This is a genomic window from Blattabacterium cuenoti (assembly GCF_014252075.1).
In the GTDB taxonomy this organism is placed as follows: Bacteria; Bacteroidota; Bacteroidia; order Flavobacteriales; family Blattabacteriaceae; genus Blattabacterium; species Blattabacterium cuenoti_AC.
Map to the genome: position 1 here is coordinate 608,785 of NZ_CP059209.1, position 20,553 is coordinate 629,337.

The 20,553-nt window shown below is 25.8% G+C and carries 26 protein-coding genes and 3 tRNA genes; 9 read left to right on the forward strand and 20 right to left on the reverse strand.

Translation table 11 applies throughout. From position 1 onward, the window contains the following. Both H0H47_RS02970 and trxB read right to left on the reverse strand, forming a co-directional pair. The gene (locus tag H0H47_RS02970; RefSeq protein WP_185865990.1) at positions 1-1,449 is read right to left on the reverse strand and encodes a glycine--tRNA ligase; all 1,449 of its coding nucleotides are present in this window, start codon (positions 1,447-1,449) and stop codon (positions 1-3) included. After that, complete coding sequence (gene trxB / locus H0H47_RS02975; RefSeq protein WP_185865991.1) at positions 1,433-2,389, reverse strand: thioredoxin-disulfide reductase; 957 nt, start codon at positions 2,387-2,389, stop codon at positions 1,433-1,435. Before trxB ends, H0H47_RS02970 begins: the two co-directional genes overlap by 17 nt. 71 nt (positions 2,390-2,460) lie before the next feature. Between trxB and H0H47_RS02980 the strand changes: the two genes are divergently transcribed. Continuing rightward, positions 2,461-2,895 carry a type I restriction enzyme HsdR N-terminal domain-containing protein gene (locus tag H0H47_RS02980; RefSeq protein ID WP_185865992.1) on the forward strand — a complete coding sequence of 145 codons (435 nt, stop codon included), beginning with the start codon at positions 2,461-2,463 and terminating at the stop codon, positions 2,893-2,895. A 9-nt stretch (positions 2,896-2,904) separates the two neighbouring features. On the opposite strand, the gene gap is transcribed toward H0H47_RS02980, so the two are convergent. From gap to fabZ, 6 genes are all read right to left on the reverse strand, one after another. After that, the gene (gene gap / locus H0H47_RS02985) at positions 2,905-3,915 is read right to left on the reverse strand and encodes a type I glyceraldehyde-3-phosphate dehydrogenase (protein ID WP_185865993.1); all 1,011 of its coding nucleotides are present in this window, start codon (positions 3,913-3,915) and stop codon (positions 2,905-2,907) included. A gap of 32 nt (positions 3,916-3,947) precedes the next feature. Then, positions 3,948-5,738 (reverse strand): translation elongation factor 4, encoded by a 1,791-nt coding sequence (gene lepA, locus H0H47_RS02990; protein WP_185865994.1) that lies wholly within the window; start codon positions 5,736-5,738, stop codon positions 3,948-3,950. Positions 5,739-5,772: 34 nt separating this feature from the next. After that, positions 5,773-5,846: transfer RNA gene (locus H0H47_RS02995), tRNA-Arg, on the reverse strand. A gap of 2 nt (positions 5,847-5,848) precedes the next feature. Next, a complete protein-coding gene (gene pth, locus H0H47_RS03000) occupies positions 5,849-6,418 on the reverse strand; it encodes an aminoacyl-tRNA hydrolase (protein WP_185865995.1) in 570 nt (189 codons plus the stop codon). Between the two features lie 53 nt (positions 6,419-6,471). Continuing rightward, entirely contained in the window at positions 6,472-7,347 is an 876-nt protein-coding gene (gene sucD / locus H0H47_RS03005; protein WP_185865996.1) for a succinate--CoA ligase subunit alpha, read from the reverse strand. A 205-nt stretch (positions 7,348-7,552) separates the two neighbouring features. Next, positions 7,553-8,884, reverse strand: a complete 1,332-nt coding sequence (fabZ, locus tag H0H47_RS03010) for a 3-hydroxyacyl-ACP dehydratase FabZ (RefSeq protein WP_185865997.1) — start codon at positions 8,882-8,884, stop codon at positions 7,553-7,555. A gap of 114 nt (positions 8,885-8,998) precedes the next feature. Here fabZ and H0H47_RS03165 point away from each other — a divergent pair, with 114 nt between their 5' ends. Both H0H47_RS03165 and rpmH read left to right on the forward strand, forming a co-directional pair. Then, the gene (locus H0H47_RS03165) at positions 8,999-9,154 is read left to right on the forward strand and encodes a hypothetical protein (protein ID WP_238785083.1); all 156 of its coding nucleotides are present in this window, start codon (positions 8,999-9,001) and stop codon (positions 9,152-9,154) included. Further along, entirely contained in the window at positions 9,151-9,300 is a 150-nt protein-coding gene (gene rpmH / locus H0H47_RS03015; RefSeq protein WP_185865998.1) for a 50S ribosomal protein L34, read from the forward strand. Before H0H47_RS03165 ends, rpmH begins: the two co-directional genes overlap by 4 nt. 2 nt (positions 9,301-9,302) lie before the next feature. On the opposite strand, the gene H0H47_RS03020 is transcribed toward rpmH, so the two are convergent. Both H0H47_RS03020 and H0H47_RS03170 read right to left on the reverse strand, forming a co-directional pair. Beyond that, complete coding sequence (locus H0H47_RS03020; protein WP_185865999.1) at positions 9,303-10,466, reverse strand: M14 family zinc carboxypeptidase; 1,164 nt, start codon at positions 10,464-10,466, stop codon at positions 9,303-9,305. A 288-nt stretch (positions 10,467-10,754) separates the two neighbouring features. Further along, a complete protein-coding gene (locus H0H47_RS03170; protein ID WP_238785084.1) occupies positions 10,755-10,907 on the reverse strand; it encodes a hypothetical protein in 153 nt (50 codons plus the stop codon). A 97-nt stretch (positions 10,908-11,004) separates the two neighbouring features. Here H0H47_RS03170 and H0H47_RS03025 point away from each other — a divergent pair, with 97 nt between their 5' ends. The 5 genes from H0H47_RS03025 (at position 11,005) to H0H47_RS03035 (ending at position 13,003) form a co-directional block, all read left to right on the forward strand. Then, positions 11,005-11,526, forward strand: a complete 522-nt coding sequence (locus tag H0H47_RS03025; RefSeq protein WP_238785085.1) for a CPBP family glutamic-type intramembrane protease — start codon at positions 11,005-11,007, stop codon at positions 11,524-11,526. Continuing rightward, positions 11,523-11,675 (forward strand): Maf family protein, encoded by a 153-nt coding sequence (locus tag H0H47_RS03175; protein ID WP_238785086.1) that lies wholly within the window; start codon positions 11,523-11,525, stop codon positions 11,673-11,675. Before H0H47_RS03025 ends, H0H47_RS03175 begins: the two co-directional genes overlap by 4 nt. After that, entirely contained in the window at positions 11,659-11,862 is a 204-nt protein-coding gene (locus H0H47_RS03195) for a non-canonical purine NTP pyrophosphatase (protein WP_262887357.1), read from the forward strand. Before H0H47_RS03175 ends, H0H47_RS03195 begins: the two co-directional genes overlap by 17 nt. Positions 11,863-11,927: 65 nt before the next feature. Beyond that, complete coding sequence (locus H0H47_RS03200; protein WP_394366934.1) at positions 11,928-12,083, forward strand: non-canonical purine NTP pyrophosphatase; 156 nt, start codon at positions 11,928-11,930, stop codon at positions 12,081-12,083. 2 nt (positions 12,084-12,085) lie between these two features. Then, positions 12,086-13,003, forward strand: coding sequence for a ribonuclease Z (locus H0H47_RS03035; RefSeq protein ID WP_185866001.1), 918 nt, complete (start codon positions 12,086-12,088; stop codon positions 13,001-13,003). Here H0H47_RS03035 and H0H47_RS03040 read toward each other — a convergent pair. Both H0H47_RS03040 and H0H47_RS03045 read right to left on the reverse strand, forming a co-directional pair. Further along, a complete protein-coding gene (locus H0H47_RS03040) occupies positions 12,994-14,196 on the reverse strand; it encodes an ABC transporter permease (RefSeq protein ID WP_185866002.1) in 1,203 nt (400 codons plus the stop codon). The two genes, H0H47_RS03035 and H0H47_RS03040, sit on opposite strands and share 10 nt — an antisense overlap. 12 nt (positions 14,197-14,208) lie before the next feature. Next, positions 14,209-14,508, reverse strand: coding sequence for a ribosome-binding factor A (locus H0H47_RS03045; RefSeq protein WP_185866003.1), 300 nt, complete (start codon positions 14,506-14,508; stop codon positions 14,209-14,211). A gap of 111 nt (positions 14,509-14,619) precedes the next feature. Between H0H47_RS03045 and H0H47_RS03050 the strand changes: the two genes are divergently transcribed. Further along, positions 14,620-14,693 (forward strand) — tRNA-Ile (locus H0H47_RS03050). A gap of 12 nt (positions 14,694-14,705) precedes the next feature. Here H0H47_RS03050 and H0H47_RS03055 read toward each other — a convergent pair. From H0H47_RS03055 to H0H47_RS03090, 8 genes are all read right to left on the reverse strand, one after another. Next, positions 14,706-14,780: transfer RNA gene (locus H0H47_RS03055), tRNA-Arg, on the reverse strand. After that, the gene (gene rpmA / locus H0H47_RS03060) at positions 14,771-15,037 is read right to left on the reverse strand and encodes a 50S ribosomal protein L27 (protein WP_185866004.1); all 267 of its coding nucleotides are present in this window, start codon (positions 15,035-15,037) and stop codon (positions 14,771-14,773) included. The genes H0H47_RS03055 and rpmA overlap by 10 nt, the downstream gene beginning before the upstream one ends. A 2-nt stretch (positions 15,038-15,039) precedes the next feature. Next, complete coding sequence (gene rplU, locus H0H47_RS03065) at positions 15,040-15,369, reverse strand: 50S ribosomal protein L21 (protein ID WP_185866005.1); 330 nt, start codon at positions 15,367-15,369, stop codon at positions 15,040-15,042. Positions 15,370-15,376: 7 nt separating this feature from the next. Then, positions 15,377-16,615, reverse strand: coding sequence for an aminotransferase class V-fold PLP-dependent enzyme (locus H0H47_RS03070; RefSeq protein ID WP_185866006.1), 1,239 nt, complete (start codon positions 16,613-16,615; stop codon positions 15,377-15,379). 7 nt (positions 16,616-16,622) lie between these two features. Beyond that, the gene (sufD, locus tag H0H47_RS03075; protein WP_317168673.1) at positions 16,623-17,987 is read right to left on the reverse strand and encodes a Fe-S cluster assembly protein SufD; all 1,365 of its coding nucleotides are present in this window, start codon (positions 17,985-17,987) and stop codon (positions 16,623-16,625) included. Continuing rightward, positions 17,950-18,711, reverse strand: a complete 762-nt coding sequence (sufC, locus tag H0H47_RS03080; RefSeq protein ID WP_185866007.1) for a Fe-S cluster assembly ATPase SufC — start codon at positions 18,709-18,711, stop codon at positions 17,950-17,952. Before sufC ends, sufD begins: the two co-directional genes overlap by 38 nt. A 13-nt stretch (positions 18,712-18,724) precedes the next feature. Continuing rightward, the gene (gene sufB / locus H0H47_RS03085) at positions 18,725-20,170 is read right to left on the reverse strand and encodes a Fe-S cluster assembly protein SufB (RefSeq protein WP_185866008.1); all 1,446 of its coding nucleotides are present in this window, start codon (positions 20,168-20,170) and stop codon (positions 18,725-18,727) included. Positions 20,171-20,176: 6 nt separating this feature from the next. After that, positions 20,177-20,506: a HesB/IscA family protein gene (locus H0H47_RS03090; protein WP_185866009.1), complete on the reverse strand. Its 330-nt coding sequence runs from the start codon at positions 20,504-20,506 to the stop codon at positions 20,177-20,179. Positions 20,507-20,553 lie beyond the last annotated feature (47 nt).

Here is a 20,553-nt window from a genome sequence, read left to right on the forward strand (position 1 = left end):
TTATATAAAATCAGATAGTTTTTTTAAAATTTTTTCTAGTCCAGTTTCATTTTCGATTATTCTGGATATATTTTTGATATGAATTCTTTTTTGTTTCATGCTATCTCTACATCTCATAGTTACTGTATCTGTTTCTATAGTTTTATAATCCACTGTAAAACATAGAGGTGTTCCTATTGCATCTTGTCTTCGATATAATTTACCAATAGATTCTTTTTGATCATAAATCAATTTATGATTCATTTTAAATTCATCAAATATTTTTTTTGCAATTTCTGGTAATCCATCTTTTCCAACTAATGGAAGAATAGCTCCTTTGACAGGGGATAAGTAAGAAGGAAGTTTTAGAACTATACGTATAGTTCTATTTTCTACTAATTCTTCCTTTTTAAGAGAAGAAGAAAAAATAGCTAAAAAAAGACGATCTAACCCTAGAGATGTTTCTATCACATAAGGAATATAGTTTTTTTTTGATTCAAAGACTCTTAATTTTTTTTTTGAAAAAAATTCATGTTTTTTCAAATCAAAATCTCTTCGAGAATGGATCCCTTCTATTTCTTGAAACCCAAAAGGAAAATGATATTCAATATCTGCACCTAAACTAGCATAATGTGCCAAATGATCATGATTACGTAATTTATAATTCTTTTTATCTCCCAAAATTAAGTGCCATTTTAAACGGACATTTTTCCAGTATTCATACCATCTTTTTTCTTCTTCAGGAAGAATAAAAAATTGCATTTCCATTTGCTCAAATTCTCTCATTCTAAAAAGAAATTTTCTTGCAAATATTTCATTTCTAAATGATTTTCCTATTTGAGCTATTCCAAATGGAATTTTCATTCTGGTAGATTTTTTTACATTATGAAAATTACAAAATATTCCTTGAGCTGTTTCTGGACGAAGATATAAATCTTTTTTATTTTCATTTTTTATTTTAAACATCATATTAAAATGACGAATTTCTGTCCAATTTTTCGTTTTAGAAATAGAATCAAAAATATTTAATTCATCAAATAAAATTTTGAGATCTAATAAATCCTTTTTTTTTAAAGATTGAGATAAACGAAATAATATATCTTCTTTTTTTTTAGGATGATTTGAAAATTTTTTTTCTACATGTTCTTTAATCAAAAGATCAGGACGATATCTTTTTTTGGAATCCTTATTATCAATTAATAATTCATTAAACTCATTCACGTGCCCTGATGCATTCCAAATGTCATTACGCATTAGTATAGAGGAATCTATTCCTACTATATTTTCATGAAGAATAGTCATTGTTTTCCACCAAAATTCCTTTATATTATTTTTTAATTCAATTCCATACGGACCATAATCATAAACAGCATTTAATCCTCCATAAATTTCACTAGAAGGAAAAATAAAACCATAAACTTTTGCGTGAGAAACTAAAAAATCAAAGAAATGATCATTCCATTCTTTCATGATATAAAGATAAATATCTTTCCAAATCTAATGCAGCCATGCATCCAGTCCCAGCAGAAGTAATAGCTTGCCTATAATTCGGATCCTGTACATCCCCTGCAGCAAATACTCCTGGCTTATTAGTTATAGTGCTTCCTTTTTTAACAATAACATACCCTCTATCATCCAAATCTAATTTATTTTTAAAAATTTCTGTATTGGGAATATGACCTATTGCAATAAACAACCCGCTAATTAGAAGAGTAGTAATTGTTTTTTTTTCATGATTAAATATCTTAATTCCTTCCAAAAAATCATTTCCAATGATTTTTGTGAGATTAGAACAAAATAAGACATTTATATTATTTCTTTTTGAAATATAGGATTGTAATATTTTGGATGCTATCAAATAATTTTTTCTAACTATCAAATATACTTTTTTGCAAATTTTTGATAAATAATTTGCTTCTTCTAAAGCGGTGTCTCCTCCCCCTATCACTGCTACATCTTTTCCTTTGTGAAAAAATCCATCACAAGTAGCACAAAACGAAATTCCTAATCCTATTAATTTTCTTTCTCTATCTATTCCTAAAAACTTAGGACGAGATCCTGTCGCTATAATAACTCCTCTGCTTTTGATACATTCTTTTTCTTTTTCAATAAAAATACGATGTACTCCTCCTTTCTGATTGGATAAAAATACATTTGTTACGGATTGATTTATAATTATAGTATTAAAACGTTCTGCTTGTTTTTTGCAATTTTCCATAAAATCTATTCCATCTATTCCTGCAGGAAATCCAAGATAATTATCAACGATCGTTGTAGTAGTTAATTGTCCTCCTGGCTGAAATCCTACAAATAAAATAGGATTAAGATCTGCTCTTGACGCATAAATAGCAGCAGAATAACCAGCAGGTCCAGATCCAATAATAACACAATCTTGTATTTTTTTTAGCATAAAAATATTTTTTTCTAATAAAAATTTCTTTTTTTGAACTAACTTCTGAAGTTGGTTTTATTATAATTGTCATGCATATTTTCAATCTTTTTATTAAAAAACATTTACATTTAAATCGAATCAAAAACAAAATCTATATATTTTGTTCGATTAGAAAAAAATTTTATTCATTTACTCAGGAGGAAGTCACACGACAATATATAATTTTTTTGTTAAAAAAAGTAAAAAATTACAAAAACTTGAACATATGGATAGAATTTCCTTTACAAATAAACAAACTAAATAAAAGAATAGATATTCTAGTTCAACTGAATGAAAAACCACATATACTTATTGAATGTAAAGCTCCTAAAATCCCTATAAAACAAAAAGCTTTTGACCAAATTTCCATATATAACACTGTAATACAGTCTCCTTTTTTAATGATAAGTAATGGAATAAAAAATTTTATTTTTCAAGTAGATTCGTGTAAAAAAAAGTTTTCCTTCTTAAAAAAGATTCCATAAATTTCTATCCTAAGAACATATGGAAGACATGTAATGAATAAGATCTACTAATTTTGTGGAATAACCAACCTCATTATCATACCAAGAAACTATTTTTAAAAAGTTTTGACTCAACATTATGCTAGAATTAGCATCAAAAATAGAAATTCTATCATCTCCTATAAAATCTGAAGAAACAACAGCTTCTTCCGTATATCCTAGTATTCCTTTTAATGTTGTTTCAGAAGCTTTTTTCATACAGTGTTTAACTTGATCATAATTGGTTCTATTTTTCAAAATAACTGTAAAATCTAGCACAGATACGTCTGGAACAGGAACCCTAAAAGCCATTCCAGTTAATTTTCCATTTAAATTTGGGATAATTTTTCCAACGGCATTAGCCGCTCCCGTTGATGCAGGAATAATATTATTTAATGAAGACCTTCCTCCTCTCCAATCTCTAGAAGAAACAGAATCAACAACTTTTTGAGTAGCAGTGGAAGCATGGATAGTGGTCATTAAGCCCTCTAATACTCCAAAATTATCATTTAACACTTTGACAATTGGAGATAAACAATTCGTCGTACAGGAAGCATTTGATACTATATTTTCATTTGGGTTTATTTTTGTATGATTAACTCCCATTACAAACATAGGAATATCATCTTTAGGAGGAGCTGATAAAATAACTTTTTTAGCTCCTGATTTCAAATGTGCATTAGATAAATCTCTTGTTAAAAAAAGTCCAGTAGATTCAACAACATATTCTACATTTAATTTCCCCCAATTGAGTTTATTAGGGTCCTTTTGATTAGTCACTCTTACTCTCTTTTCATTTATAACTAAATAATTTTCATCTTCTATACGAATATTTCCTTTAAAATAACCATGAACTGAATCATATTTTAATATATAAGCTAAATACTCTATAGAAACTAAATCATTTACACATACTACTTCAATATTTTTTCTATTTAAAGCAGATAATAAAACTAGTTTTCCTATTCTTCCAATCCCATTTATTCCTATTTTAATAGACATATTAAATAATTTTTTGATTTATGTTTGTAAAATTAATTTTTAACTTTCAAAAAAGTCATAAAAGCAGATGATGGAATTTCAACTTTTCCTATTTTTCGCATTTTTTTCTTTCCTTTCTTTTGTTTTTCTATAAGTTTTCTTTTACGAGAAACATCTCCTCCATAACATTTATCAGTTACATTTTTTCTTAAAGCTTTAATAGTTTCTCTTGCTATAATTTTCCCAGATATAGAAACTTGAATAGGAATACTAAATTGATGTTTTGGAATCAAAACAGCTAGTTCTTGACATATTTTTTTTGCCAAAAAGGAAGCTTTATTTTTATGAACCAAAAGAGATAAGGATTCTATTTTTTTATGATTAATCAATACAGTAATTTTTTTTAAATCTGAATTTCTATAACCAATAAAACTATAATCAAAAGAAGCATATCCTCTTGAAATTGTTTTTAATTTATCATAAAAATCAAATACAATTTCGGATAAAGGCATTTCAAATGTAATTTTTATTCTTTCAGATGTCAAATAATTTTGATTTTCAATCATGATTCCACGTTTACCGATACATAAAGATATTATACTTCCTATATAAACATCTTTAGTAAAAATAGAAACTAGAACATAAGGTTCTTCTACTTTTTTAAATTTTTCCATTTCTGGAAAATCTGAAGGATTATTAACTAAAATAACTTGATCATTTTTCATATGAACTTTATAAGAAACATTAGGAATGGTAAGAATTACAGAAATTCCATATTCTCGTTCTAAACGATCTTTAACTACTTCCATATGAAGTAATCCTAAAAAACCACAGTGAAAACCAAACCCTAAAGCAGGAGATGATTCACTACTAAAAGAAAGAGCCGAATCATTTAAATGCAATTTTTCCATAGAAGAATGTAATTCCTCATATTTATCGGAATCAACTGGATAAATACTTGCAAAAACCATAGGTTTAACCTCTTCAAATTTTTCTATAGCTTGAATAGATGGATTATTAGCGTCTGTTATTGTATCTCCTACTTTTACTTCATAAGTATTTTTTATTCCAGAAACAACATATCCAACATCTCCCGTATTAATTCTATTTTTAGAAACACGTTTTAATTTAAGGATTCCTATTTCATAAGCATAATAAACTTTTTTTGTGGACATAAATCGTAATTTCTGTCCTTTTCGAATAGAACCATTCTTGACTCTAAAAAAAGCTTCAACTCCTGTAAATGGATTATATAAAGAATCAAAAATTATAGCTTGCAAAGGGGCTTCTGGATCCCCTTTTGGATAAGGAATGCATGTTATAATCTTTTCCAAGATATTACTAATTCCTAGTCCATTTTTAGCACTGACAGGAATAATGTCTTCCTTTTTACATTGAACTAACTCCATTATTTCTTCCATTACTTTTTCAGAAATAGAATCCGACAAATCAATTTTATTCAAAATTGGAATAATAACAAGATTTTTTTTCAAGGCCAAAGAAAGATTTGATATAGTTTGAGCTTGTACGCTTTTAGTACAATCCACTACAAGTAAAGCTCCTTCACACGCAGCAATAGAACGTGATACTTCATAAGAAAAGTCGACATGACCAGGAGTGTCTATTAAATTCAGAATGTACATTTGATCATTATATTTATATTCCATTTGAACAGCGTGACTTTTAATAGTTATTCCACGTTCTCTCTCCAAATCCATATCATCTAATAACTGATTTCCTTTTCTTTCTGAAACAGTTTTTGTAAACTCTAATAAACGATCTGCCAATGTACTTTTTCCGTGATCTATATGTGCAATAATACAGAAATTGCGAATATGATGCATACATAATAAGAATTAGGTTAATAAACAAATCAAATAACCTTGAAGGGGTTCGAACCCATACCATAGGAATCGGAATCCTATATTCTATCCTAATTAAACTACAAGGTTGACTAAAAATTATTATTGAATAAATTCATCGTTTTTTGTAGTCCATTTGTTACAAAAGAAAATACTATTTTTACTCCTATATCTAATTTAGAAAATAAACAATTTATTTCTTCATTTTTCCAATTTTCTAATACATAATCATCTAACTTTTTATTCAAATGATTTTTTTTAATCCCAAAACGAAGACGTGCATAATGTGATGTTCCTATTTCTTTTTCTATGCTTTTTAATCCATTATGTCCTCCACTACTTCCCTTTCCTCTTAAACGAAAACTCCCGAAATTAAGATAAATATCATCAGATATTATAAGAACATTTTTTAAGAAAATTTTTTCTTTTATCATCCAATATTTAACAGATTGACCACTATGATTAACGAAAGTGGAAGGTTTTAAAAAAAAAATTAATTTTTTTTGAAAACTGAATTCGGAAATGAATCCGAGTTTTTTCTTTGAAAAAGAAAAAAAATGTTTTTTAGCAATTTGATCTAAAATTAAAAATCCAAGATTGTGTTTTGTTTTTTCATATAAAGATCCAGGATTTCCTAATCCAGTTATCAAAAATTTATCCATTTCAAATTTTTTTAAAAATTTTACTGAATAACAATTAATCCATTAACGAAAAATTAATGAAGAACTTTGTATACAGTCATCCCTATATCTGCGGGAGATTTAACTATATGTATTCCATTTTTTTCCATTATATTCATTTTTACTTGTGCTGTTTCTATTTTTTTTTCTATAATAGCACCAGCGTGCCCCATAGTTTTTCCTTTCGGAGCCGTTTGTCCTGCTATAAAACCTACTATAGGCTTTTTATTGTTCAATTTATTCATACATTCTGCTGCTTCAATCTCCAATCTTCCTCCTATTTCTCCAATCATAACAATACATTCAGTTTCTTTATCCTCTAAAAAAAGTTTCATAATATCTTTGATATTCATTCCAACAATAGTATCTCCTCCTATTCCAATAGCTGTAGAAATTCCATAACCCAATTTTACAATTTGATCAGCAGCTTCATAAGTAAGAGTCCCTGATCTAGAAATTATTCCTATTCTTCCTTTTTTTCTAAAAACTGAATTAGGCATAATCCCTACTTTAGATTCTTCTGGAGAAATAATTCCAGGACAATTTGGACCAATTAAACAAGACTTTTTTTCTTTTAAGAAATGTTTGACTTTAATCATATCTGAAACAGGAATTCCTTCTGTAATACAAACAATTAATTCAACATTCGCAGAAATAGATTCAAAAATAGCATCTGAAGCAAAAGAATGAGGAACAAAAATAACACTGACATTGCCTCCTGTATTTTTTATTGCTTCTTCAACAGTATTAAAAATAGGAACTCCTAAATAAACCTTTCCTCCTTTTCCTGGAGTAATCCCTCCTACTATAGAGGTCCCATAATTCATCATTTGTTCAGTATGAAATAACCCCTCTTTTCCAGTTAATCCTTGCACAAGAACTTTAATGTTTTTATCTATCAAAATACTCATAATCTTTTCTAATTTATGAAAAATTTTTACTTTATAATTTTTTTTATAAGATAATTGATCTTAACAAGTTCTTATTATATAAGAGACCAATAATTTAGTTTCTGTTTTTAAAAAAGAAATTTTATTGGTGTTATTAACAGAATCCCTTTTTTTACAATTTCTAGTTTTAAATGAAAAAAATTATTTGTTCAAGTTAAAATTTTTGTCAAGATTCATAGTAATTTTTAACTACTTTTGCCATAACTTCTGCTTCTATCACGAGTTTTTTATTTACGTAACCTTTTCCTTTCATATAAACTATTCCTCTTTTCATAGGTTCCAATAAATCAACTTTAAAAATAATTATATCTCCAGGGACTATTTTATGTTTAAATTTAACTTTATCTATTTTTAAAAAATAAGTAGAATACAATTCAGGATTGTTTAATTTATTTAACACAAGTATTCCTCCTACTTGTGCTATAGCTTCTACTTGCAAAACCCCAGGCATTATCGGTTCTTTTGGAAAATGACCTATGAAAAACGATTCATTCATAGTTACATTTTTAACTCCTGTCACGCTATTTTCCGTTAAATCTATGATTTTATCTACCATAAGGAATGGAGGTTTATGAGGCAATATTTTCATGATTTTTTTTATATCTAAGATAGGATCCTTTGATAAATTAAATTTAGGAAGATCATTCTTTTTAAAAATTTTAACTTTTTTAATTAATTTCTTTAAAAATTGCATAATAACATAATTATCAGGTTTATAAAAAATTAATCTTCCTTTTAATTTAGCTCCTGTTAAAGTTAAAAAACCTATAATATCTAAAAGAAGATGTTTAGCTATTTCATTAGATTCTTGATAGGAAAATGAACAAAAAGAAGATATAGCTTCTTCTTTCATTTTAAGTTGATTAATTGAAAATAAATTATTCAATTTTATAGATTTTTTAGTTCTTCTTTCCCGAAGAATACAAAAAGTTTTTGAACTAGCTATTTTATGTTTAAATTGATTCAGATGTTTTAAAACCGCAATTTGTCCAAATTGAGAATCAAAATCTATTATGGTTATGATTTCAAATTTTTTATCGGGAAAAGCTATGATTTCTGCTCCTGTTTTTATATTTTCATAAGAAATAATTTCTTTTATCGAATAATATTCTCTGCTTGCATTTTGTTCTATTACTCCAACTTTTTCAATTGCTTTTACAAATTCTTTTGAAGAACCATCCATAATAGGAATTTCTATGTTATCTAATTCTATAATAACATTATCTAAATCCATTCCTGTAAGAGCTGCAAGAACATGTTCAATCGTATAAATCTTAAATCCATTCTTTTCCAAAATAAGACCTTGATCTATTTTTTCTTTTAACAAAAAAGAAAAATGTGCCTTTATACAAGGTTTTTCTTTGACGTCAGTTCTAATAAAAATAAATCCTGTCTGTTCTGGAGCTGGTTTAAAAGTAATAGTCACTTTTTTGTCAGTATATAAACCAAATCCTTGCAAAGAAATTTTTTCTGCAATAGTTTTTTGCTTTTCAAACATATAATATATATATTAGATTTTTCATGAAAACAATTTATATTCTACCTAAATTTTTTTCATGAAAAATAAAAAACTTTATGTAATTTAATCATTGTTGATTGTCTATGTTTATATATGAGTTTTCCAAAACGTGTTACTTTTTTTTTTGTAGGTTTTATTATTGGACTTTTGATTCTTTTATTTTATTCTCACACTTTTAGAAAAAGATTGAATATAAAAAAGATAAAAATAGTAGATAAAAAAAACTTTTATAATCTTACGAAAAGATGAAAAGAACTTATCAGCCTTCTAACAGAAGAAAACTAAATGTTCACGGATTTATAAAACGAATGAATACAAAATCAGGTCGCGTTATTCTATCTAGAAGAAGAAAAAAAAGAAGAACAAAATTAGCAGTTTCTAATTTCAAAAAATAAAATTATAAAACTTTAAAAAATTCCAAATCTCCAATTTCTGGATATTTTTTACCATAAAAAATTTGACCTGGAGTAATAAATTCTTCATAAGCGAAAAAATTGGATAGATCTCCTATATCAACGATTTTAGAAATAAAAGAAAGATTTTTCTTTTCGAAATCAAATTCTTCAAAATTCATCAGTCCTATATCAATTATAAATTGGTTATCATCTTTTTTTATTTGAACTTTTCGATATATTTTGTCTAATAAAACATTTTTGTTTTCTGAAATGGAAAAATAATGTTCATAGTTTTTTTCAAGATTTTCTTTGTGAGAAGAAATAAAATAGAATCCTGCAAGAATGGATAATGCATTATATTTTCTAATTATCTCTTTATGATTATCTTTAGGATAATTTCCTGCTTCAAAAAGAACACAAGGAAATCCCAATTTTTGCAGATTATCTCCAGTTGCTGTAGGATAAAATTCATCAGAAAACCGACCTATAGATCCGACATCGGGTAATATTTTTTGAATTTTTTTCGCAATAAAATGTACAATTCCCATAGATTTTTTTCTATGAATAGAATCAACTTCTTTAGAAGATACAGAAGGTGATAAAAAAGATAAAATTGCAGGATTAAAATATTTATTTCCAACATTATAAATACTTCTTTGATCATGTAAATTAAATAAAATGTGAGGAGATTCTTTGTAAATTTCATGAAAAAGAACTTGCATTTCTGGAGATTGTAAACGAACAGAATCTCGGTTTAAATCAATGTTTATAGCATTTCTTCTTTGGAATTTTTCAGATCCGTCAGGATTTAACATTGGAATATATAAAACAGTTAAACTTTCTTTCAAAAATTTAACTAAATCATGATTTTCTTGTTTTGAAAAAAAATGAAAAATATCAAACATAGATTTTGTTCCCGTGGTTTCATTTCCATGCATTTGAGACCAAATAAATACTTTAATTTTTCCGATCCCCCATTTTATTTTGAAAATTTCTCTTCTTTCTACGGAAAATCCTATAGGAGTAATAGATGTAAAGCATGTATTATTATATTTTTTTATAATTTCCAACAATTTATAATGTCTAAAAATTTTGGAAGGACTAATGCTTCTATCTTTAAAGGATTCATAACTATGAAATATAGATTTTATATCAAATAATGACATAATAATTTTCTAATTTTTATATTAAAAGAGTTCTATATTTATTTTAATTGTTTTATCTTTCAATAGGATCGAAAAATAGGATCGAAAAAATGGAAAGATTATGAAAATTATCAATAAACTTTTACCAATACTAAATTAAACGATTTTGTGGATTATTGATGTATAAATATCAAAATTATATTTTCCGTCTCAAAAAAAATGATATCAAATTTCATCAATAAGTACATATTTCTTATGTCCAAAAAAAAAATGAACTTTTTTGATTATGAAGAATTATTTTAAAATAAATTACATAGAATCTATTTTATTAATAATTGCATTTACTGTTTTAAATTTTTTCAATGCAATTTTTAGAAGATTATTAATTTCTGTTAATTTACCTGAAAGTATGATATTTTCAATATTATATACTCTTCCTTTCATATTTTTATTTATTTTCATTTCTCATAGATCTCAAAAAAAAAATCTTATCATAGACTTATCTATGAAATTTTCATCATGGTATATTTATTTTATTATTTTTTTTATGATGTTTTGTATGATTATTGTCAACGAATATATTTCTTCATTAGTCCCAAGAGATGGTCCTATATTAGGCAATATGTATAAAGAAATTGAAGAATTTTTTAAAGAAGAAATTAAAAATCCAATTCCTTTTTTTTCCACGACAGTCTTATTGGCACCTATATGTGAAGAAGTTCTTTTTAGAGGAATCATTTTAAATGGAATGTTAAAAAATAAAATACATCCAATAAAAGCTATTCTTTTTTCCTCATTTTTATTTGGATTAACACACATGAACCCATGGCAATTTGTAGGAGGGTTTTTTATTGGAAGTTTTATAGGATTTATTTATTTTGTCACATCTTCCATTATAGACTGTATATTATTACATATTTTCAACAACGCTTTTGCTGTATTTAGCATGTTTTTTCTCATAAAAAATGAAGATGTTTTTTCACAAAAAACAGATATAATTTTTTGGTTCGTTTTGACGTTTTCATTCATTACAATAATTACAGGTAGTATTTTTCTATTAAAAAGAAAAAGAAAAATATGAAAAGATTTTTTTTTGTCACAAACAATATTTTTAAAGAACAAGAAATAAGAAATTTTTTTCTATCTAATCAATCTCAAAAATTTAATATATTGTCTTTGACAGATATTGATTTTAGAAATTCAATTCCTGAATTTGGAAATTTTTTTTAAAAAAACACACTATCCCTGTTTTTCAGAAAATTTTGGATTAAAAGTAGAATATTTAAATGGAAAATCTGGTATTTATTCCTCAAAATATTCTAAAACAAAAAATAACATGGAAAATATAAAAAAATTATTATCAAATGTGATAAAAGACACTTCCAAAAAAGAAGATTTTTTTGTATTTTTTGTTTAAAAATCAGTGAAAAATAAAATTATTTCTTTAAAAGAAAATCATCTGGAAAAATTTCAAAAAAAATTATTAACCACAAAGGTTTTGGATATCATCCTATATTTATTCCAAATGATCATAAACAGACTTTCTCTGAAATGAACATTGATCAGAAAAATCAAATCAGTCATAAAATCAAAGATTTCAAGAAATTAATTCAGTTTATAAATAATAGAAATTTTTAATAATGAAAAAACCTTCATTAACTATTTTGGGATGCCACTCTTCTATCCCAACAAATCAGTTTCATCCCACTGCTCAAATATTGGAAATGAAAGGGTTTTCCTTTCTTATTGATTGTGGGGAAGGAACACAAGTTCAATTAAGAAAAGCAAAAATAAAATTTAACAGAATAATACATATATTTATATCTCATCTACATGGAGACCATTTTTTTGGATTGATTGGATTGTTATCTACATTTCATTTATTAGGAAGAGAAAATTCTGTCAGAATTTACGCTCCAAAAGGATTAAAAGAAATTATAGATGTTCATTTTAAATGGTCTTACACTAGACTAAAATACTGTATAGATCATATAGAATTATCATCTAAGAAATTGGAAAAAATCATGGAAAATGAAAAAATAGAAGTTTTTTCTATTCCATTAAAACATAGAATTTATGCTAATGGATTTCTCTTTAAAGAAAAACCTAGTAATAGAAAATTAAATATGGAAGAGATTAAAAAAATTACTGATATAAAAATTGTAGACTACAAAAATCTAAAACTAGGAAAAGATTTCAAAACAAATGATGGAAGAATAATCCCAAATGAGAAATTAACGTTTGATCCTCCAAAAAGACTGTCTTACGCTTTTTGTTCAGATACTTCTTTCTCTCTTCCTATAATTGAACATATAAAATGTGTAGATTTATTATACCATGAATCTACTTTTTTGAAAACAGAAGAAAGTAGAGCGATCAATACAGGACATTCTACAGCCAATCAGGCTGCTCATATAGCAAAGAAAGCTAAAGTCAAAAAATTGTTATTAGGACACTATTCAAATCGATTTCCTAATATCAAAGAATTCGAAAAAGAAGCAAAAGAAATCTTTATTAATGTAGAAGCATCAGAACCCTTAAAAACATATTATTTATAATCTGAAATCATTTCATTTATTCTTCTTGAAGAAAAAAAAGATATAATAATCCCTATTGTAAGAATAATACTTATAACTATACAAGAATCTAACATTGTTACTTTTACAGGAAAAGAAATTTTTCCTATTACTTTAATAAGTTGATATTTCTTTTGGATAAAGGACATTATATATGCCAGAAATAAACCACTAAAACATCCAAAAATAGTAATTAAGAAGCCTATATGTAAAAAAATAGTTTTGATTTTGCATAAAGAAAAACCAATGTACCATAATGTAAAAAGTTCTTTTATTTTATCTAATTGCAAAATAAAAATAGCACTAAATAAATTGAATCCAGTAATCAAAGTCATTAAACTAAATAAAAAATAAACAAATATTTTTTCTGTATTCAGAACTTTGTAAAAAGCTTTTTCTTTTTCTGTTCGTGTTATTATATCAAAATTTGATCCCAATTTTTCTATCAAAATATTTTTTATTTTTTGAATGTCAGCTTTTTTATGAATTTTTATTTCTAATGTTTGAATTCCCTTTTCTTTTATTATATTCTGAATTTCAGATAAATTACAAAACAAATATTCTATATCCATTTTTCTACTAAATTGAAAAACACCTTTTATAGAAATTTTTTTTTGAATAAAAAATGGAATAAAAGTATTATGATCCTTTTTGTAAGAAAAAAATAGAATTTTATAAGGAATTTTGATCTGTTTTCTAAATATTATTGGAAAATAAAATGTCATAGAAGACCATCCTACATACACATTTAAAGAACCAGGACATAAAGTATTTTTTAAATCTATTTTTTTGAATTTTTCCATAACTTTTTCATATTCTGTATCTACCCCTTTTAAAGAAAAAAAATATTTTTTATTGTTATAATGCAAAAAAACTTTTTTTTCCATAGTTTTAGAAAAAGCGATGATTCCTTTTATAGATTTTATTTTTTTTGTGATAATTCCGTTATCAGAAAATAAATCTCCTTTATTAGAAGAAATGATAATGTCAGGATAATGAATTTGATAAAATTTTTTATTCAAATTTTCTAATCCAGAAAAAACAAATAAAATTATAGCCAGAGAAAATGTGGAAACATTAAGAGATAAAACAGATAAAAAAACAATAACATTTACAATGTTCGTTTTTTTTTTAGAAAAAAAATAGCGTACAGATATATAAAATTCTGTTTTCAAAAACTTAATCTTTTATTGATACAAAAAATCTAATCTTGGGATTTTTTTCACACGATATCTAAGTCTTTTAGAAAGTAATTTTCTATAAAATCTAGATTTGGAACGTATAAATTCTAAAATTTCCTTATTAAAATAAGGAAAAATTCTGATATAGACTTTTATTAAATTCATATCGGGAGTTATGCATACTTTAATCAAAGTAACCAAAAATTTTTCGTTATTTTTATTTCTAATTTCTTCTTCTTCATTCAGAATTTCTGCTATTTCTATAGAAAATATTGAAGATAATTTTTCATTTTTAATGAAATTCATTTATTTAATAATAGTTTTGACGAAAATTATAAATGATATAAAAAAAAATTCAGAAAAATTTGTAACAGGAAAAATAATATTGTAAAATTGCAAGAAACCCATTTTTTCACTGGTCCCATAGCTCAGTTGGTTAGAGCACCTGACTCATAATCAGGGAGTCGCTGGTTCAAATCCAGCTGGGACCATTTTTCCACTTGTAACCGGGGAGGGATTCGAACCCACAACCTACAGTTTAGGAAACTGTTGTTCTATCCTATTTGAACTACCCAGTCTTTTTTCTTGATATAACAGAAACAACTGATCTATTTTTTTTTATTTTCTTAAAATAAACATATCCACTTTTTATAGCATATAAAGAGTGATCTTTTCCTATTCCTACATTTTTTCCAGGGTGATGTTTAGTTCCACGTTGTCGAACTATTATGTTTCCGGAATTCGCATATTGATTTCCATATATTTTAACACCTAATCTTCTTCCGATTGAATCTCTTCCATTTCTAGAACTTCCTGAACCTTTTTTATGAGCCATTTTTAATTTTTGTTTTTTTCTAAAAAAGAAATCACTTTAATTTTTGAAAAAATAGGTCTAAATCCATTTTTTACTTTATATCCTTTTCTTCTATTTTTTTTGAAAATAATAATTTTACTTCCTTTTATATGTTGTAATATTTCTACTTGAACACTTATATTTTCTAAAAAAGGATCTCCAAAAAAAGGAATTCCTTTTTTAGAAAACAAAAAAACTTGGTTTAAAAACATTTTATCTCCCAAATTCATAGAAGAAATATAAGGAACATAAACATATTTATTTTCAATAAGTTGGAATTGCTTCCCTTGTATATTTACAATAGCGTAAGTCATAAAATTTTTAATACTTTAATAACAATTTTTTTGCTTTTAAAAGACCTTCAAATAAACAATCTATTTCTTTAAAAGTATTATACACAGAGAAACTAGCACGAACCATCCCTGAAACTTTAAAAAAGTTCATTAATGGCTGAGCGCACAAATGTCCTGTACGAACAGAAATCCCTAAACGATCTAAAACACTTCCTACATCAAAACAATGTAATTTATTTAAATTAAAAGAAATAATACTGGATTTTTGAGAAAAATCTTTAGTTTCTCCATATAATTGAATTCCATCTATGGAACTTAAACTTTGGATTGCATATGACAAAAGTTTTTCTTTATAAGATTGAATATTTGATATTCCAATTTTTTCCACAAAATCTATAGCCGATCCCCATACAATGATTCCTTCTATATTTGGAGTCCCTGCTTCAAATTTAAAAGGTAAATCGGAATAAGTTGTTTTTTCAAAACTAACATTTTCAATCATTTCTCCTCCAAATTGATAAGGAGAAATAGTTTCCAATATTTCTTTTTTTCCATATAAGACTCCAATTCCAGTAGGTCCATACATTTTATGTGCAGAAAAAACATAAAAATCTGTATTTAAATCTTGCATGTTCAAATCTAAATTAGAAGGAACTTGAGCTCCATCAATCAAAACTAAAGCGCCATATTCATGAGATTTATCAATAATATATTTTATAGGATTAATTATTCCTAAAACATTAGATATATGACTAATAGATACTATTTTTGTTTTTCTTGAAATTAAAAATTCAAAAGACTTTAATTGGAAGAAACCATTTTCATCAATGGGGATTATTTTTAAAATAGCACCTTTTTTTTCACAAAGAATTTGCCATGGAACAATATTTGAATGATGTTCAGAACAAGAAATAATAATTTCGTCTCCTTTTCCTATCAAAGAACTAATACTACAAGCGACTAAATTAATGGATTCTGTAGTCCCTTTTGTAAAAACAATTTCTGAAGAATATTTTGCATGAATAAATTTCTGAATTTTTTTTCTTGTATTTTCTACTTGTATTGTAGCTTTTTGACTAAGATAATGCAATCCACGATGAACATTAGCATTCATTATAGAATAATAATTTTGAGTGGCTTGAATAACCTGTAAAGGTTTTTGAGTAGTAGCCGCATTATCTATATAAACCAAAGGATTTGAATAAACTTTTTCATTTAAAATTGGAAATTGATTTCTTATTTTCTGTATTTCTTCTTCTGAAAACATATATAGATTATAAGTGTTTATTTAATTTTTTTTTCATTTTTTGAATGAAAAATTTTTTCAATTCAAAAATATGAATAAGGTTTAATATTTCTTCTATAAAAGAGAATAACAATAACATTTTTCCTTTTTTTTCAGAAATTCCTCTTGATTGGAGATAAAATAACTCTTCTTCTTGAAGATTTCCTATAGTGCAACCATGTGAACATTTCACATCTTCAGAATAAATTTCTAATTGAGGTTTAGTATACATATACGCTTCATCAGAAAGAATAATATTGCTATTTTTTTGAAAAGCATTTATCCCTTGAATACGTTCATTAACAATTATTTTTCCACTAAAAATACCCTTAGATTTATCTAACAAAATATTCTTGTATAATTGATAACTATAAGCATTGGAATATAAATGATCTATCAAAGTATGATGATCTACAAATTGATTTTCTGATAAAAGAGAAATTCCATACAAATAAGAACAAGTTTTTTCTCCACTAGAATAAAATTTCAAATTGTTTCTAATAAAATTTCCTTGAAAAGAAAAAGTGTAAACGGAACATTTGCTATACTTTTTTTGTTTTAAAAATGTATTATCTATTATAGATGTTTCCCCAAAATTATCTTGTATCTTATAATAATCAATTTTACTATGATTTGAAGCGTAAACTTCACTGACTGAATTTATAAAAATTAAATGTTTTTTTAAACATTTATAATGTTCAATCACTTTAACATAAGAATGTTCTCCTACTATAATTAAATTTCTAGTATTCAAAAAAATTTTTTGGGATTCTAAACCAGTAGAAATATGCAATATTTCTATAGGTTTTTCTAAAAATATATTATCAGGTATATAAATATATACACCATCTTTTGAAAAGATGGTGTTTAAAGTATAGAAAACATTATACTTATAAGAAAATTTTCCATAATAATTTTTAATTTGATTTTCTTTTTGTGAAGCTATATTTGATAATATAACATGATTTTCCACTCCAGATAGTCGAGAAAGAGAAGAATTATATTTTCCATCTATAAAAATCAAAAGAAAAGATTTTTCTCTTTTTAAAAAAATTAATTCTTTAATTTTTCGGAATTCTACATCTTGATGTTTTCCTTCTTTACTTCCATAAACTATATGATAATCCTGATTTATAATTGGATTAATATCTGTATTTTTCCACTCTTCATTTTCAGTAAAAGAAGGAAATCCTTTTTTTTGAAAAAAATCAATGTGTTCTTTTTGCAGAAAGGAAATATAAGAATTTTCTTCTTTTTTGGAAAAAAATTTATCAATTAATAAAATTATTTTTTCTTTTAACTGCATTGAATTAAAATTATAACGAACAATCTTTTTTTTTGACAATCCAGTCATATCCCTCTTTTTCTAATTTTTCAGCTAATTTTTTATTTCCCGATTGAATAATTTTACCATTATATAAAATATGTACAATATAATCTGTTAGAATATGATCTAACAATCTCTTATAATGAGTAATAATTAAAACAGAATTTTTTTTATTTCGATAAGTATTAATTCCCTGAGAAACTACACGTAAAGCATCTATATCTAATCCTGAATCTACCTCATCTAAAATTGATAATAAAGGATCTAACATTATCATTTGAAATATTTCATTCCGTTTTTTTTCTCCTCCTGAAAATCCTTCATTTAGAGAACGATAAACAAAATCTTTTTCAATATTTAATCTGGAAGAAGTCTCTTTTATTTTCAATAATATTTCTTTAGCAGATATTTTATTCAGATCTCTTGCTTTTCGTATAGAATTTATAGATGTTTTTATAAAATTAATAACGGAAATTCCTGGTATTTCTATTGGATGTTGAAAAGAAAGAAAAATTCCCAAATGTGCGCGTTCTTCTGGAGATAAATTTATCAAATTTTTATTCAAAAAATAAATATCTCCTTCAGTTATTCTATACTCTTTTTTTCCGGCTACTATAGAAGCAAGAGTACTTTTTCCAGAACCATTGGGTCCCATGATCACATGAGTTTCTCCTGCATTTATTTCTAAATTAATTCCTTTCAGAACTTCTTTATCTTCTATAGATACATGTAAATTTTTTATACTTAACATAATTATTTGAACGTTACCCAACAGACCCCTCCAAAGATATTTCTAAAAGTTTTTGAGCTTCTACTGCAAATTCCATAGGCAATTTTTTTAAAATTTCACTGCTAAAACCATGAACTATTAAAGAAATAGCTTTTTCTGTATCAATCCCTCTTTGATTGCAATAAAAAATTTGTTCTTCTCCTATCTTTGAGGTAGTTGCTTCGTGTTCTACTTGAGAAGTAGAATTATTATATACATGAATGTATGGAAAAGTATGCGCTCCACATTGATCTCCTATTAATAAAGAATCGCATTGAGAAAAATTTCGTGAATGAACGGCTTGAGAAGTCATTTTAACCAATCCTCTATAATTATTTTGGGCTTTCCCTGCAGATATTCCTTTTGATATAATTACACTCTTTGTATGTTTACCGATATGTATCATTTTGGTCCCCGTATCTGCTTGTTGGAAATCTTTAGTCAAGGCTAAAGAATAAAATTTTCCCATAGAAAAATCTCCTTTCAGAATACAAGATGGATATTTCCAAGTGATAGAAGAACCTGTTTCTACTTGTATCCAAGATATTTTTGCTTTTTTTTCACATAATCCACGTTTTGTAACAAAATTAAAAACTCCTCCTTCTCCTTTTTTATTTCCGGGGAACCAATTTTGAACAGTAGAATATTTGACTTCAGAATTTTCCAAAGCTATAATTTCCACGACAGCTGCATGTAATTGATTTTCACTTCTTTGAGGGGAAGTGCATCCTTCTAAATAACTCACATAAGAATCTTTATCTGCAATTATCAAAGTTCTTTCAAATTGACCTGTTCCTTTTTCGTTAATGCGAAAATATGTTGATAATTCCATAGGACAACGAATTCCTTTTGGAATATAACAAAAAGAACCATCTGAAAAAACAGCGGAATTAAGAGCTGCATAAAAATTATCCTTTTTTGAAACTACTGAACCTAAATATTTTCTAACAATATCTGGATATTCCTTTAAAGCATCATTAATAGAACAAAATATTATTCCTTTATCTTTCAATTTTTTCTGAAATGTAGTGGCTAAAGAAACGGAATCTAATACGATATCTGTAGCTACTCCAGAAAGGCTTTTTCTTTCTTCTATAGGAACTCCTAATTTTTCAAATGTATTTATTAATTCTGTATCTACTTCTTCTAACTTATTTAAGTTTATTTTTTTTTTAGGAGCGGAATAATAACTTATTTCTTGAAATTTTGGAACATGATATTTTATATTCGCCCATTTTGGAGTTTTCATTTTTTTCCACATATAATAGGATTCTAATCTCCATTCTAACATCCATGTTGGTTCATTTTTTTTTTCCGTTATTAGGCGAATAATATCCTCATTTAATCCTATAGGGATTTTATCTGATTCTATTGGAGTATAAAATCCATATTTATACTCAGATTCAGTAAAATCTTTTAGTATTTTGTTGTTTTCTTTCATTATGATTTATGATGAAAAACTTTTTCCACACCCACAAGTATGTTTTGCGTTAGGATTTGTAAAATAAAATCCTTTTCCATTTAATCCATCTGAATACTCCAACGTTGTTCCTTCTAAATAAGGAATACTATTTTGATCTATCAATATATTCATTTCTTGATGCTGAAAGAGTTTGTCTCCTTTTTGTTTTTCTTGATCAAAAGTCAGTTCATATGACATCCCTGAACATCCTCCACTTTTAACACCAAACCTTACGAAAGAAACATTATGAGAAAAACCTTCCTCTTTCATAAGAGTAATTAATTTATTTTTAGCTTTTTCAGATATAAAAACCATAATACTTTTAATTTTTTTTAATTTTAAAGTTAAAGACAAAGATATAT